Origin of the sequence: Amycolatopsis alkalitolerans, assembly GCF_006152065.1 — a bacterium.
In the GTDB taxonomy this organism is placed as follows: Bacteria; Actinomycetota; Actinomycetes; order Mycobacteriales; family Pseudonocardiaceae; genus Amycolatopsis_E; species Amycolatopsis_E alkalitolerans.
Genome location: NZ_VDFW01000041.1, coordinates 25,100 through 39,375 on the forward strand (window position 1 = coordinate 25,100; position 14,276 = coordinate 39,375).

14 protein-coding genes are annotated in these 14,276 nt (G+C 69.2%); 10 read left to right on the top strand and 4 right to left on the bottom strand.

The features are described from left to right. The first annotated feature begins 101 nt into the window (after window positions 1-101). The 3 genes from FG385_RS30420 to FG385_RS30430 are packed head-to-tail and all read left to right on the top strand — an operon-like array spanning window position 102 to window position 2,805. A complete protein-coding gene (locus FG385_RS30420) occupies window positions 102-749 on the top strand; it encodes a PadR family transcriptional regulator (protein WP_235022887.1) in 648 nt (215 codons plus the stop codon). Then, entirely contained in the window at window positions 733-2,181 is a 1,449-nt protein-coding gene (locus tag FG385_RS30425; protein WP_139100248.1) for a DHA2 family efflux MFS transporter permease subunit, read from the top strand. Before FG385_RS30420 ends, FG385_RS30425 begins: the two co-directional genes overlap by 17 nt. A 3-nt stretch (window positions 2,182-2,184) precedes the next feature. Further along, complete coding sequence (locus tag FG385_RS30430; protein WP_139100249.1) at window positions 2,185-2,805, top strand: Maf family protein; 621 nt, start codon at window positions 2,185-2,187, stop codon at window positions 2,803-2,805. Here FG385_RS30430 and FG385_RS30435 read toward each other — a convergent pair. Continuing rightward, on the bottom strand, window positions 2,802-3,446 hold the full coding sequence (locus tag FG385_RS30435; RefSeq protein ID WP_235022888.1) for a hypothetical protein: 645 nt from the start codon (window positions 3,444-3,446) through the stop codon (window positions 2,802-2,804). The two genes, FG385_RS30430 and FG385_RS30435, sit on opposite strands and share 4 nt — an antisense overlap. Window positions 3,447-3,587: 141 nt before the next feature. Here FG385_RS30435 and FG385_RS30440 point away from each other — a divergent pair, with 141 nt between their 5' ends. The 5 genes from FG385_RS30440 to FG385_RS30460 all read left to right on the top strand — a co-directional run bounded on the left by FG385_RS30440 (window position 3,588) and on the right by FG385_RS30460 (window position 7,522). Continuing rightward, the gene (locus tag FG385_RS30440; RefSeq protein ID WP_139100250.1) at window positions 3,588-5,369 is read left to right on the top strand and encodes an acetyl/propionyl/methylcrotonyl-CoA carboxylase subunit alpha; all 1,782 of its coding nucleotides are present in this window, start codon (window positions 3,588-3,590) and stop codon (window positions 5,367-5,369) included. A 29-nt stretch (window positions 5,370-5,398) separates the two neighbouring features. Beyond that, window positions 5,399-5,869, top strand: a complete 471-nt coding sequence (locus FG385_RS30445) for a DUF1707 SHOCT-like domain-containing protein (RefSeq protein ID WP_139100251.1) — start codon at window positions 5,399-5,401, stop codon at window positions 5,867-5,869. Between the two features lie 30 nt (window positions 5,870-5,899). Next, entirely contained in the window at window positions 5,900-6,256 is a 357-nt protein-coding gene (locus tag FG385_RS30450; protein ID WP_139100269.1) for a DUF1707 SHOCT-like domain-containing protein, read from the top strand. Between the two features lie 4 nt (window positions 6,257-6,260). Beyond that, window positions 6,261-6,788, top strand: coding sequence for a GNAT family N-acetyltransferase (locus FG385_RS30455; RefSeq protein WP_139100252.1), 528 nt, complete (start codon window positions 6,261-6,263; stop codon window positions 6,786-6,788). Between the two features lie 116 nt (window positions 6,789-6,904). Further along, window positions 6,905-7,522: an AMP-binding protein gene (locus FG385_RS30460; protein ID WP_139100253.1), complete on the top strand. Its 618-nt coding sequence runs from the start codon at window positions 6,905-6,907 to the stop codon at window positions 7,520-7,522. A gap of 5 nt (window positions 7,523-7,527) precedes the next feature. On the opposite strand, the gene FG385_RS30465 is transcribed toward FG385_RS30460, so the two are convergent. Further along, a complete protein-coding gene (locus FG385_RS30465; protein ID WP_200834737.1) occupies window positions 7,528-9,237 on the bottom strand; it encodes a glycerol-3-phosphate dehydrogenase/oxidase in 1,710 nt (569 codons plus the stop codon). Window positions 9,238-9,385: 148 nt separating this feature from the next. Between FG385_RS30465 and FG385_RS30470 the strand changes: the two genes are divergently transcribed. Together FG385_RS30470 and glpK are read left to right on the top strand one after the other, a co-directional pair. Further along, entirely contained in the window at window positions 9,386-10,336 is a 951-nt protein-coding gene (locus FG385_RS30470; protein ID WP_139100255.1) for an MIP/aquaporin family protein, read from the top strand. 38 nt (window positions 10,337-10,374) lie between these two features. After that, window positions 10,375-11,883 carry a glycerol kinase GlpK gene (glpK, locus tag FG385_RS30475; RefSeq protein WP_139100256.1) on the top strand — a complete coding sequence of 503 codons (1,509 nt, stop codon included), beginning with the start codon at window positions 10,375-10,377 and terminating at the stop codon, window positions 11,881-11,883. A 107-nt stretch (window positions 11,884-11,990) separates the two neighbouring features. On the opposite strand, the gene FG385_RS30480 is transcribed toward glpK, so the two are convergent. Then, window positions 11,991-12,773: a VOC family protein gene (locus FG385_RS30480; RefSeq protein WP_139100257.1), complete on the bottom strand. Its 783-nt coding sequence runs from the start codon at window positions 12,771-12,773 to the stop codon at window positions 11,991-11,993. A gap of 71 nt (window positions 12,774-12,844) precedes the next feature. After that, a complete protein-coding gene (locus tag FG385_RS30485; protein ID WP_139100258.1) occupies window positions 12,845-14,248 on the bottom strand; it encodes an NAD(P)H-quinone dehydrogenase in 1,404 nt (467 codons plus the stop codon). Window positions 14,249-14,276: the final 28 nt, after the last annotated feature.

Here is a 14,276-nt window from a genome sequence, read left to right on the forward strand (position 1 = left end):
CGGGGACCGGTCCGGGCTTTCGCGACCTCGACAACTGTCACTCCGCCCCGTATAGTCCATGTGGAATATACGGGATGGATCTTCGAAGGGACTGATCACCGGTGGCCGCGGCGAAGCAACCGCTGACGCCTCTCGCGATGGCGATCCTCGAACTGCTGCACGAGAAACCCATGCATCCCTACGAAATGACGCAGATCATGCGGCACCGCCGCGTCGACCTGCGCGTCAAGCTCCGGCCCGGCTCGCTCTACCACACGGTCGAACGCCTCGAAGCGCAGCAGTTCATCGAGGTCGTCGACACCCAGCGGCAAGGACGCCGCCCGGAACGCACCGTCTACGCCATGACGGAAAAGGGTCAGGACACCTTCTCCGACCAGGTCCGCGACATGCTCAGCACACCGGCGCAGGAGTACCCGCAGTACCCGGTCGCGCTGTCCGCGGCGAACGAACTCGACGAGGGCGACGCCGTCGAACAGCTCAAGCGGCGAGTGGTCAACCTGAAGGCCCGCATCGCCGCCGACGAGGTGGTCATCGAGCAGGTACTCAAGGAGGACCTGCCCGACATGTGGTGGATCGAGCATGCCTTCAGCCACCACCAGCGCAAGTCGGAACTGGCCTGGACCGAAGGGCTGATCGCCGATCTCGAGTCCGGCCGGATCCCGTGGCCCGGCAACGCGCCGAAGCCGGAGAACCTCGCCCATCTATCCATTGTGGACACCAAGGAAACCGGGAATGAACAGACAGGCTAGCCCGTGGGCGGCGCTTTCCGCGCTGTGCCTGGGTTTCTTCATGATCCTGCTGGACACGACCATCGTGTCCATCGCGATTCCCGCGATGGTCCGGGAACTGCACACCTCGCTCAACTCCGTGGTCTGGGTGCTGTCGGTCTACCTGCTCACCTACGCCGTCCCGATGCTGTTCACCAGCCGCCTCGGCGACCGGTTCGGACCGAAACGCGTCTACCTCGCGGGGCTCGTCGTCTTCACCCTCGCCTCGCTGTGGTGCGGCCTGTCCGGCAACGTCGAGATGCTGATCACGGCCCGCGCGGTGCAGGGCCTCGGCGCCGCGCTGATGACCCCGCAGACCCTCGCGTTCATCACGCACCTGTTCAAACCGGCCGAACGCGGCCCGGCGATGGGCATGTGGGGCGGCGTCGCGGGGCTCGCCACGATCGCCGGCCCGCTGCTGGGCGGCGTCCTGGTCGACGGGCTCGGCTGGGAGTGGATCTTCTTCGTGAACGTGCCGATCGGCGTGATCGCGATCGTGGCGACGATGATCCTGGTGCCGGACTGGCAGCCGAAGCATTCGCATTCCTTCGACATCCCCGGCATCGTGCTCTCCTCCGTGGGCCTGTTCTGCCTCGTCTTCGGCATCCAGAACGGCCAGCAGTACAACTGGGGCACCGTGTTCGGCGCGGTGAACATCTTCGAGATCATCGGCGCGGGTGTGCTGCTGCTGGCGGCTTTCGTGGTGTGGCAACGGTTCAACAGGCGCGAACCGCTGCTGCCGCTGCGGGTGTTCGGCAACCGCAACTTCTCCGCCGGCACCGTCACCGCCGTGGCGATCGGCTTCGCGATCACCGGCATGTTCGTCCCGCTCGTCGTCTACGTCCAGGACGTGCTCGGCCTGAGCCCGACGAAGGCCGGCCTGCTGACCGCGCCGATGTCGCTGCTGTCCGGCATCGTCGCGCCGTTCATCGGGCGCCTTTCCGACAAGGTCAACGCCAAGTACCTGGTGATGTTCGGGTTCGTCGCGCTCGCCGGCGGCCTCGCTGCGATCGCGGCGCAGGCCCGGGCGGACACGAGCCCGTGGGCCCTGATCCCCGCGCTGCTGCTGTGCGGGCTCGGCACGGGCTCGGTGTTCGCGCCGATGAGCAACGTCACGATGAGCTCGGTCGAGCGCACGCTCGCAGGCGCCGCGTCGGGCATCTTCAACACCGCGCGACAGGTCGGCGGCGTGCTCGGCAGCGCGGCGATCGGCGTGCTGCTGCAGGCCCGCATCACCACGGCCATGGCCGCCGAGCGCGGTAATGCCCCCGTCGCGCTGACCACGGCGACGCGCGAGACGCTGATCCTGCCGGCCGCGGTGCTGCTGCTCGGCGCGATCGCCGCGACCGCGATGAAGCGGGTCGCCCGGCCCGAGCCCGCGCCCGCCGGCACCGAGCCTGCTCTACGCTCATAGACCGTGCGTTTCGTCTTAGCGTCCCAGTCCCCCGCCCGGCTCGGCGTGCTTCGCGCGGCCGGTGTCGATCCGAGTGTCGTGGTCTCCGGTGTCGACGAAGACGCCGTGGCCGCGACGCTGACCGATCCGTCCCCGGCCGGGCTCGTCATCGCGCTCGCGGTGGCGAAGGCCGAGGCGGTGCTGGAAACCGTCGCCGGCACGCACTCCGACGCGGTGGTCGTCGGCTGCGACTCGATGCTGTCGATCGACGGCGAGATGCTCGGCAAGCCCGGTACGGCCGAGGTCGCCCGCAAGCGCTGGGCACTGCAGGCCGGCCGCACCGGCGACCTGCTCACCGGGCACGCGGTGGTGAGGCTGGAGGGCGGCGAACCGACCAGGCGGGCCACCGGCAGCCACACGACACGAATCCGGTTCGCCGACCCGTCGCCCGAAGAGATCGAGGCCTATATCGGCACCGGCGAGCCGCTCGAGGTCGCCGGGGCGTTCACCCTCGACGGGTTCGGCGGCTGGTTCATCGACGGGATCGACGGCGATCCGTCGAGTGTCATCGGCATCAGCCTGCCGCTCACCCGGCGCCTGCTGGCCGAAGTCGGGGTGTCCGTCACCGATCTGTGGTCGCGCTAAGAACAGCGCCGCACGTCCGAGGCGCTGAGCCGGACATCCGGCCACCCACGGAGTTGCGAGAGATACGTGTAGGTCCTCGTGCAACCGAGCACCGCCCCGTCGAGGCCGTACATGCGCGCCAGCACCGGGGATGATTCGACGACCGTGACCTCGGGCGCGTCGGTGCCGAGGACATCGCCCAGCACGACCACTCCCGCGGTCGAAAAGTAGGGCTTGTCCATCGAACGCCAGTCGCCGCCCCGGTCGACGAGGAGTTCGCCGAGCCGCCCGCCGTTCAACGGCGCAGTCACCAGGCAAGCCGAAACCGAGGCGGCGACGCACGAAAGCGAGTTCGTGTCGAGCCGCGCGCCCAGTTCGGTGATGCTGGTCTGGATGACCTGGCCGCCCGACTGGAACCGGCCGTTGCCGCCCGCGGCGTCCGCGAGCAACTCCACCCGCGCACCGTCGACCGATTGGGTGGTCAGCGTGCGGCACGGCCCGTTGCCGCACTCGGCACTGGAGCCCTGCTGCGAAATCGCCGGTGCGGCCGCCTCCAGCCGAGGGGCCTCACCCCGGTCGCGCAGGGATGCGACGCCGGCCAGTGCACCGACCGTGACCAGCGCGGCGACGACCGCCGTGACCACAACCGACCGAGGAACCACGCGCGCACTCCTTCCCCCTCCGCGCCAGGGTAAGCGTGAGCCGCCTCTCACCGCACGAGGACACCCGGCCCGTAAACTGCGGAAATGCCCCGCGGCTCGTGGGACGCTCCGGGGCGGAATCGGAGTTTCTGGAGGTAGGGCGTGCCCGAGCAGGCCACCGGCGGACCGGTCACCAAGATCCTGGTCGCCAACCGGGGCGAGATCGCGGTCCGGGTGATCAGAGCGGCCAGGGACGCGGGCGTGGCCAGCGTCGCCGTGTACGCCGAACCCGACCGGGACGCCCCGCACGTCCGCCTCGCCGACGAGGCGTTCGCGCTCGGCGGCACCACCGCGGCGGAGAGCTACCTGGTCATCGACAAGCTCATCGACGTGGCGAAGCGCTCGGGCGCGGACTCGGTCCACCCCGGCTACGGCTTCCTGTCGGAGAACGCCGATTTCGCCCAGGCGGTGATCGACGCCGGCCTGACCTGGATCGGCCCGGGCCCGGAGGCGATCCGCAACCTCGGCGACAAGGTGACCGCGCGGCACATCGCGATGAAGGCAGGCGCGCCGCTGGTGCCCGGCACCAAGGAACCGGTCGGCGGAGCCGGCGAGATCATCGCCTTCGCGCAGGAGAACGGCCTGCCCGTCGCGATCAAGGCCGCGTTCGGCGGCGGTGGCCGCGGGCTGAAGGTCGCGCGCACGATCGAAGAGATCCCCGAACTGTTCGAGTCGGCCACCCGGGAGGCCGTGGCCGCCTTCGGCCGTGGCGAGTGCTTCGTCGAGCGCTACCTGGACAAGCCGCGGCACGTCGAGGCCCAGGTCCTGGCCGACAAGCACGGCAACGCGATCGTCGTCGGCACCCGCGACTGCTCGTTGCAGCGGCGGCACCAGAAGCTCGTCGAGGAAGCGCCCGCGCCCTTCCTGACCGAGGAGCAGCGCGCCACGATCCACAGTTCCGCCAAGGCGATCTGCAGGGAAGCGGGGTACTCCGGAGCGGGCACCGTCGAGTACCTGGTGGGCACCGACGGCACGATCTCGTTCCTGGAGGTCAACACCCGGCTGCAGGTCGAGCACCCCGTTTCCGAGGAGACCACCGGCATCGACCTGGTCCGCGAGATGTTCCGGATCGCCCGCGGCGAGAAGCTCCGCTTCACCGAGGATCCGCAGCCCCGCGGCCATTCGATCGAGTTCCGGATCAACGGCGAGGACGCCGGGCGCAACTTCCTGCCCGCGCCCGGCACCGTGAGGAAGCTGGTCTTCCCGGAAGGCCCCGGCGTCCGGGTCGACTCGGGCGTGCAGACCGGCAGCGTCATCGGCGGCCAGTTCGACTCGATGCTCGCGAAGCTGATCGTCACCGGCTCCGACCGGGAGAACGCGCTCGAGCGCAGCCGGCGCGCGCTGGAGGAGATGGTCGCCGAAGGGATGGCGACCGTGCTCCCGTTCCACCGCGCGATCGTGCGCGATCCGGCGTTCATCGGCGACGGCGAGTCGTTCAGCGTGCACACCCGCTGGATCGAGACCGAGTTCGACAACCAGATCGAGCCGTTCACCGACGGCGCCGGAGCCGAGGAGGAAGCCGAGCCCCGGCAGACGGTGGTCGTCGAGGTCGGCGGCCGGCGGCTCGAAGTGTCGCTGCCCGGTGACCTGGCGCTCGGCGGCGGTGGCGGCGCGGCACAGAAGGCGGCGCCCCGCAAGCGAGCGGGCGGCACCAAGGCCACGGTCAGCGGCGACGCGGTGACCGCGCCGATGCAGGGCACGATCGTCAAGGTGGCCGTCGAGGAAGGCCAGCAGGTCGAGGCCGGCGAACTCGTCGTCGTGCTGGAGGCGATGAAGATGGAGAACCCGGTGACGGCCCACAAGGCCGGAACGGTCACCGGCTTGTCCGTCGAGGTCGGTTCCGCCGTGACTCAGGGCGCTTCTCTCCTCGAAATCACGGGCTGAGCCCGCCCGTTCCGGCATAACATCGAAGCGTGGACGAGGTCCCCGAACCAGACATGCGGATCGGCGACGCCGATCGGGAAAGCGCGCTGAAGGCGCTCGGCGAGCACATGAGCGCCGGGCGGCTCACCGTGGACGAGTACGGCGAGCGGTCGGCGCAGGTCACCGCGGCGAAGACCCGGCGCGAACTGGCCGGGCTGTTCGGCGACCTGCCCGCGCCCCACCCGGTGCTCGGCGAGCCCCCGAAGCAGGCGGCCGTCCCGGCCCCGAAGCGCTCGGGCCCGGTCGCGTACACCGATCGCCCGCTGGGCCAGCGGGTCGCCGCAGCCGTGCTCCCGCTCCTGTTCGTCGGTGCCATCGTGCTGGGCCTCACCACGCACCTGTGGTGGTTCATCGCGGTGCCGTTCGTGTTCGGGGCGGTCGGCCAGGGCCTGTGGGGCAAGGACTGGGACAAGGACCGCCACCACGGCCGTGATCGCCACCGCGGCCACCGGTGGTCGTAGGCGTCGTACGATCGGCACGTGAGCGCGGACATGCGGCTCAGCGACGCTGAGCGCGACGAGGCGATCGAGGCGCTGTCCGAGCACGTCCGGACCGGACGCCTGGACATCGACGAGTACGGCACCCGGTCGGCGAAGGTCACCGCGGCCAAGACGCGCGGGGACCTGGCGCCCCTGTTCGCGGACCTGCCGGAGCCGCATCCCAGCGTGCTGCGGGCGGCTCCCGCACCGGCCGCCCGGTCCGTGGCACCGGTCCGCCGGTTCGGCGCCGCGGTCCCGATCGCGGCGATCGTCGCGCTTATGCTGTACTTCACCGTGGCCCGCGGGCTGTGGCTCGTGTTCCTGCTGCCCGTCGTGGTCGCGCTGGCGTTCGGAGCGAGGTCGCGCTAGCCCCATGCAACCGGTGGAGATCAACGCGGGCGAGTACTACCTGCGCCAGTTACGCGCGGACGAGCGCCTGGACGACCGGCCCACGCTGGTGGAAGCGTTCGCCGACGCCGAGCACTCCCGCTACATCGTCAACTACCGCGTGCGGAACCTCACCGAGGCCGGCAAGTACGTGAACCAGCGCGCGGCGGAGTGGTACCGGGACGAGCGCTGCTCGTGGGCGATCGCCGAGCCGACCACGGGCGCGCTGCTGGGCGAGATCGGGCTCAAGGAACTGGACCTCGAGGACGGGCACGGCGAGGTCGCGCTGTGGGTCCATCCGGCCGCGCGAGGCCGCGGGATCAGCGTCGTCGCGGTCAACGCGGCGGTGCGTTTCGGGTTCGGCGCGCTCGAACTGCGCGAGATCGCCTACCGGCACCATCCGGACAACTCGGCGTCGGAGGCGGTGGCCGAGCGCTGCGGGTTCACCCGGATAGGGCTCAGCGGCGACCCGAACCTGCCAGGGGAACCCCTCGTCACTTGGATACGAACCTGAACAATCGGATTTCGAACTGATTTCCCTTGTGCCGGGTGACACAATTCCTTTCGCGGTCCCGGATCTTGTGGTGACCTGGGATCGGTAACCTTGCTTCAGCGCCGAACGGGGGAAACGTGGGCGACTCCAGTCTGTTCCTGACCCGCATCCTCGACGTGCTGTGCGAGGGCGGCGACAAGATCGCCTTCGCCCACCGCAGCCGGTCGATGAGCTACCAGGAGACCTTTGACACACTGAGACGGTTGCATACGACACTGAAAAACGAGGGAATTTCCCCGGGAGAAACGGTCGCGATAACCGGTGGCAACATGCCGGAAACAATTCTCCTGCAAATCGCGGCACAGCTTCGTGGTGCCCGGGTACTGCATCGCGCGGACCTGTCGTGCGAAGACGACGACGTCGAGGCGGACCACGTGCTGTCCTCGGACCCGGACTGCCCGCTCCTGGTGGAAGGCCGCGGGACGAAGGCGGCCGAGGGTGACATCGTGATGCCGCGCGCGGTGGAGACGGTGTTCCCGGCGGAGGATGGGAACACCGTGCGTTACAGCGGCGAGTACGAGGAACTGGCACGCATGGTCGAGCCGAATCCGGACGGGCCGCAGCGCGTGCTGCTGATCGCGCCGATGTCGCACCCGATCGGCAACCGGATCACGCTGAAGGCGCTGCTGGGTGGCGACACCGTGGTCCTGCACGAACGCGCCCCGGAAACGGTGTCCTCGACCACCCTGCCCTGACGCCCTCAGCCCACCGGCTCGGTCAGCCGGGACCGGGCCTCCGGTGCCGAGGACCTCCTCGCGTCCGCCGCCTCGTCGTCCGGCTGCGTCTGCGAATCGCGCTCGGCCGCGACCCGTGCGGTGTAGACCTCGACCTCCCGCTCGATGGTCGCGTCGGACCAGCCCAGGACCTGCCCCATGAGCATCGCGACCTGCGCCGCGCAGTCCACGCCCCGGTGCGGGTACTCGATCGAGATGCGCGTCCGCCGGGCGAGGACGTCCTCCAGGTGCAGCGCACCCTCGTCGCTCGCCGCGTACACCGCCTCGACCGCCAGGTAGTCCGGGGCGCTCTCGAGCGGCCGCAACAACTCCGGTTTGCCGTCGGCGCGAGCGAGCACCTCGTGCACCAGCGACCCGTAGCGGTCCAGCAGATGCCGGACCCGGTAAGGATGCAGCCCGTGCTGCGCCGCCAGATGATCGGCCTGGTTGACCAGCGCGTGATAGCCGTCCGCCCCCAGCAGCGGGACCTTGTCGGTGATCGACGACTGCAGCCTCCCCGGCAGGTCCACCGCGGCGGAGTCCACGGCGTCGGCCGCCATCACCCGGTACGTCGTGTACTTGCCACCCGCGATCGCCACCAGGCCCGGCGCCACGCGCGCGACCGCGTGCTCACGCGAAAGCTTCGAGGTCTCTTCGCTCTCCCCCGCCAGCAACGGCCGCAACCCGGCGTACACGCCTTCTATGTCGTCGTGGGTCAGCGGGGTCGCGAGCACCGCGTTGACGTGGTCGAGGATGTAGTCGATGTCGTTCTTCGTCGCGGCGGGATGCGCCAGGTCCAGATGCCAGTCGGTGTCGGTCGTGCCGACGATCCAGTGGTTTCGCCACGGGATCACGAACAGCACGGACTTCTCCGTCCGGAGGATCAGCCCGGATTCGGACACGATCCGGTCCCGCGGCACCACGATGTGCACGCCCTTGCTCGCCCGCACGCGGAAACGGCCGCGGCTGCCGGACAGCCGCTGCAGCTCGTCCGTCCACACGCCGGTGCAGTTGATCACGACATTGGCCTGGACCTCTGTCTCGCGACCGTCCTCGACGTCCCGCACCCGCACCCCGGACACCCGGTCGGCTTCGCGGAGGAACTCGACGACCTGGGTCGAAGTGCGCACGACGGCGCCGTAATGGGCGGCCGTCCTGGCGACGGTCATGGTGTGACGCGCGTCGTCGGACTGCGCGTCGTAGTACCGGATACCGCCGATGAGCGCATTCCGCTTGAGCGCGGGCACCAGCCGCAGCGCGCCCGCGCGCGTCAGATGTTTCTGGCCGGGCACCGATCGCGCGCCGCCCATCGTGTCGTAGAGGAAAAGCCCGGCCGCGGTGTACGGGCGCTCCCACGCCCGGTGCGTCAGCGGGTACAGGAAGCTCACCGGTTTCACCAGATGCGGCGCGAGTGTCGTGAGCATCAGCTCCCGCTCGTGCAGCGCCTCGCGGACCAGACCGAACTCGAGTTGCTCGAGATAGCGCAGGCCACCGTGGAAAAGCTTGCTCGACCGGCTCGACGTGCCCGAGGCCAGGTCGCGTGCCTCCACCAGCGCCACTCGAAGGCCGCGTGTCGCGGCGTCGAGGGCGGTGCCGGCACCGACGACCCCGCCGCCGACCACGACAAGGTCGAACGTCTCCTCGGTCAGCCGCCGCCAGGATCGCTCACGTGCGGCCGGTCCCAGTTCCGCCTCAATCACTCCGGCTTCCCTCCTCGCGGGTGTCCTGCCGATCCCAGCATGGCACGTCGCCCGCTTCCGGGCCCGCGCGGGAACTTGTCCAACGTCTGCGGGTGCAGGACGATGAAGATCAGAGGCGACGATGCCTTGGAACCGGAGGTGCGCCATGAGCGATCAGGTCTCTCATCGCGAGCCGGGGGCGTGGACCCGTCTGCGGCAGAACACTGGTGGGGAGTTGCTCGCGGAATTTCTCGGAACCGCGGTCATCATTCTTTTTGGCTGTGGTTCGGTCGCCGTCGCGGTGGCCGGTTTGCCCGGCTCGGGCAGGCAAACCGCTGATTTCGGCCCGGCCAACTGGCTGATCATAGCCTGGGGCTGGGGTTTTGCCGTCATGTTCGCGGTGTACGTGGCAGGAGGGGTGAGCGGTGCACACCTCAATCCCGCGGTCACCCTCGCCTTCGCCCTGCGCCGCGGGTTCGCGTGGCGAAAGGTTCTCCCTTACTGGGCGGCGCAGGTGATCGGCGCTCTCGCGGCCGCGGCGGTGGTCTACGCCGTGTACCACAACGCGATCGACGCCTTCAACGCCGCGCAGAACCCGCCACAGGCCCGGCCGGATTCGCTGTCGACCTTCTCGATATTCGCCACTTTCCCGGCGAAGTACTTCGGCAACGGGATCTGGGGCCCGCTGGTGGACCAGATAGTCGGCACGGCCCTGCTCGTCGGTCTCATCGCGGCGCTGATCGACAAGCGTAACCAGGCGCCGCAAGGAAACTTCGGCCCGATCGCGGTCGGGCTCGTCGTGGCCGGCATCGGCATGTCCTTCGGCACCAACGCCGGCTACGCGATCAACCCGGCCCGTGACCTCGGTCCCCGCTTGCTGACCTTCTTCGAAGGCTGGGGCAGTAAGGCGTTCCCCGGCAACGGTGACTGGTTCAGCAACTACTTCTGGATCCCGATAGTCGGGCCACTCGTCGGCGGGGTCGTCGGCATCCTGATCTACGACCTGCTCATCGGTCAGGTGCTCGCGGCACGGCAGGCGCCGGAGCTCACGCCGCCCGAGCCGGGTCGCGTTCCCCAGCGCGAACCCGCGGACGGACCTGCGTCGGGGACCGACTGACCCGGACCGCATACCTCGAACGAGCCCAAGGAGGGCATATGCCGACTTCCTACGTCGCCGCGATCGATCAGGGCACCACCTCGACCCGGGCGATGATCTTCGACCACTCGGGCCGGGTGGTCGCCTCGGACCAGCGGGAGCACGAACAGATCTTCCCCAAGGCCGGCTGGGTCGAGCACAACGCGGAGGAGATCTGGGAGAACACAAGGGCGGTCACCGCCGGCGCACTGGCGACGGCCGATCTGACGGCGACGGACATCGCGGCCGTCGGTATCACCAACCAGCGGGAGACGGCGCTGGTATGGGATCGCAGGACGGGAAAGCCCGTCTACAACGCGATCGTCTGGCAGGACACCAGGACCGATAAGATCGTCGCCGAACTGGGCGCGCTCGGCGGCGGGCAGGAACGCTACCGGGACAGGTCCGGCCTGCCGCTGGCCACGTACTTCTCGGGCCCGAAGATCAAGTGGATCCTGGACAACGTCGAGGGTGCCCGCGCCCGCGCCGAAGCGGGTGACCTGCTGTTCGGCAACATGGACACCTGGGTGCTGTGGAACATGACCGGCGGACCGGACGGCGGGATCCACGTCACGGACCCGACGAACGCGTCGCGCACGCTGCTGATGGACCTCGACACCCTGTCCTGGGACGAAGGCCACGCCGCGGACATGGGCATCCCGATGTCCATGCTCCCGGACATCCGGTCGTCCTCCGAGGAGTACGGCCGGGTGCGCGAGCGCGGTGTGCTGGCCGGGGTGCCGATCGCCGGGATCCTCGGCGACCAGCAGGCGGCCACCTTCGGGCAGGCGTGCCTCTCCCCCGGTGAAGCCAAGAACACCTACGGGACCGGCAACTTCGTGCTGCTCAACACCGGGACCGAGAAGGTCATGTCGCAGAACGGGCTGCTCACCACGGTCTGCTACAAGATCGGCTCGAACGACACCGTGTACGCGCTGGAAGGCTCGATCGCGGTGACCGGTTCACTGGTCCAGTGGCTGCGGGACAACCTGGGTCTGATCAGCACGGCCGCCGAGATCGAGGAGCACGCGCGCACCGTCGAGGACAACGGCGGCGCGTACTTCGTGCCGGCCTTCTCGGGCCTGTTCGCTCCCTACTGGCGTTCCGACGCCCGTGGCGCGATCGTCGGCCTGACGCGGTTCGTGAACAGGGGCCATCTCGCTCGTGCTGTCCTGGAAGCGACGGCCTTTCAGTCACGTGAGGTCATCGAGGCCATGAACGCCGATTCGGGAGTGCCGCTGAAGTCCCTGAAAGTCGACGGCGGCATGGTCGTCAACGAACTGCTGATGCAGTTCCAGGCGGACATCCTCGGTGTGCCGGTGATCCGGCCGGTCGTCAGCGAAACCACCGCGCTCGGCGCCGCGTACGCGGCAGGGCTCGCGGTCGGCTTCTGGGCGAGTGAAGACGACATCCGGAACAACTGGGCCCAGGACAAGGAATGGACCCCATCCATGCCCGAGGAGACCCGCCAGGTGCAGTACCACAACTGGAAGAAGGCGGTCACGAAGACGTTCGACTGGGTCGAATAGGCACGATCGTCCCGGCGGGGCCGCCCCTCCCACAGGGGTGGCCCCGCTTTTCAGTTGTAGGAATCGGCTCCCTTCTTGGCGGAGCGGGCCAACGTCAGCTCTCGCGGTCAGCTCTCGGCGGGCACCGAGATCAGGCTGAACGGAACACCTTGGTCGTCGGCGACCTGGGCGAGCCGCCCGTACGGTGAATCCCGTGCCGGGCTGAGCACGGAACCGCCCAGCTCACCGACCTTGGCCACCGCGCCATCGGTGTCCGTGACGCCGAAATACGTGGTCCAGTGCGCGGGGATCTCGGCAGGTACCTCCGCCGGCAGCCCACCGACCCCGCCGATGATGTGGTCGTTCACCTTCGCCGTGGCGTAGCTGAACCCCTCGCCGGACATGTCGTCGTACTCGTAGCCGAACACGCTGGCATAGAAGGCTTTCGCCGCCTCGAAATCGCGCGTCATGCACTCGTTCCACACGAGCGTCCCCGGCACGTTCGCGATCTGGACGCCGGTGGTCTGCCCGGCCTGCCAGATGCCGAACGCGGCGCCCGTCGGATCGAAGGCCATCGCGAGACGGCCGGCCGGACCGACGTCCCCGGGCGGCATCAGCAACTGCCCGCCCGCGGCGGTGATCTTCTCGGCGGTCGAGTCCGCGTTCTCGGTCGCGAGATACGTCGTCCACACCGAGGGCATCTCTTCCATCCCGGGTGGCTTCGGCCCGATCGCGGCCGCGGCTCTGCCCTGCACGTGGGCGATCAGGTAGTTGCCGAACTCGGCACCCTGATCGACCAGGGTCCAGCCCAGCAGCGGACCGTAGAAATCGGCCGCACGCTTGGGATCGGGCACCATCACGTCCGCCCAGCACGGGGTGCCCGCGGGCCAGGGAGTGTCCCGGATCGTCATGATTGACCTCCTGCTTTTCGCCGGTTTGTGGTGACGGCCACAGTCTTGCACCACCCACCGACAAAAACGGGTCAGTCGAGGTCGTCGTGCCGCATCAGCTGGCGGCCGGCCTCCGTGATCGAGCCCGAGAGCGACGGGTACACCGAGAACGTCAGCGCGAGATGCTCGACGGTCAGCTGGTTCTGCACGGCGAGCGCGATCGGCAGGATCAGCTCGCTCGCGGTCGGGGCGACGACCACGCCGCCGACGACCACACCCGTCGCCGGGCGGCAGAACAGCTTCACGAACCCGTGGCGCAGCCCCTCCATCTTGGCCCGCGCGTTGGTCGCCAGCGGCAGCATGACCGTCCTCGCCGGCACCTCGCCGGAGTCGATCGCCTGCTGTGAGATGCCGACCGTGGCGATCTCGGGGTGGGTGAACACGTTCGCCGCGACCGTCTTGAGCTTGATCGGCGCGACCCCCTCGCCCAGCGCATGCCACATCGCGATGCGGCCCTGCATGCTGGCGACCGACGCGAGCATCAGGACGCCGGTGCAGTCACCGGCCGCGTACACGCCCGGCACGCTCGTGCGCGACACGCGGTCGACCGTGATGAACCCGCCCGGCCCCGGGTCGATGCCCACCCGTTCGAGGCCGATGTCGGTGGTGTTCGGGGTCGACCCGACGGTCATCAGCGCATGGCTCGCCTCGATCACCCGGCCATCGGTGAGGTGTACCGAGACGCCTTTCTCGGTCCGTTCGACCCGATCGGCGCGCGCGTGCTTGGCCACCGCGGTACCGCGCTGGGAGAAGACCTCTTCGAGCACGGCGGCGGCGTCGGCGTCCTCGTGGGGCAGCACGCGGTCGCGGCTGGAGATCACCGTGACCTTGACGCCCATCTCGGTGTACGCGGAGGCGAACTCGGCGCCCGTCACGCCGGAACCGATGACGGCGAGGTGCTCGGGCAGTTCACGCAGGTCGTAGAGCTGGCGCCAGTCGAGGATGCGCTCACCGTCGGGCACCGCCCCGGGCAGCACACGCGGGGTGGCGCCGGTCGAGACGAGCACGACGTCGGCGTCGAGCACCTCCGGCTCGCCCGAGCGGGGGGTGACCAGGACCTTGTGCTGCGCGAGACCGGGCTCGTCGTCGTGGAAACGCGCCCGGCCGATGATCACCCGCACGCCTTCACGCTGGACACGGGCCCGGATGTCGGCCGACTGCGCGAGCGCGAGGCCCTTCACTCGCCCGTGCACCGTGCGCAGGTCGACGCTCATGTCCGCCATGTCGGTGGCGATGCCCAGCTCACCGAGGCTGTGCATGCTCGCGCGGGCGCCGGAGGAGGCGATGAAAGTCTTGGACGGGACGCAGTCGTAGAGCACGCAGGCGCCGCCGAGGCCGTCCCGCTCGACGATCGTGACATTCGCGCCGTGCTGAGCCGCCACCAACGCCGCCTCGTAACCCGCCGGGCCGCCGCCCATGATCACGATTCTGGTCACGTCTTCACCCTCCTGTCACACCGCTCAT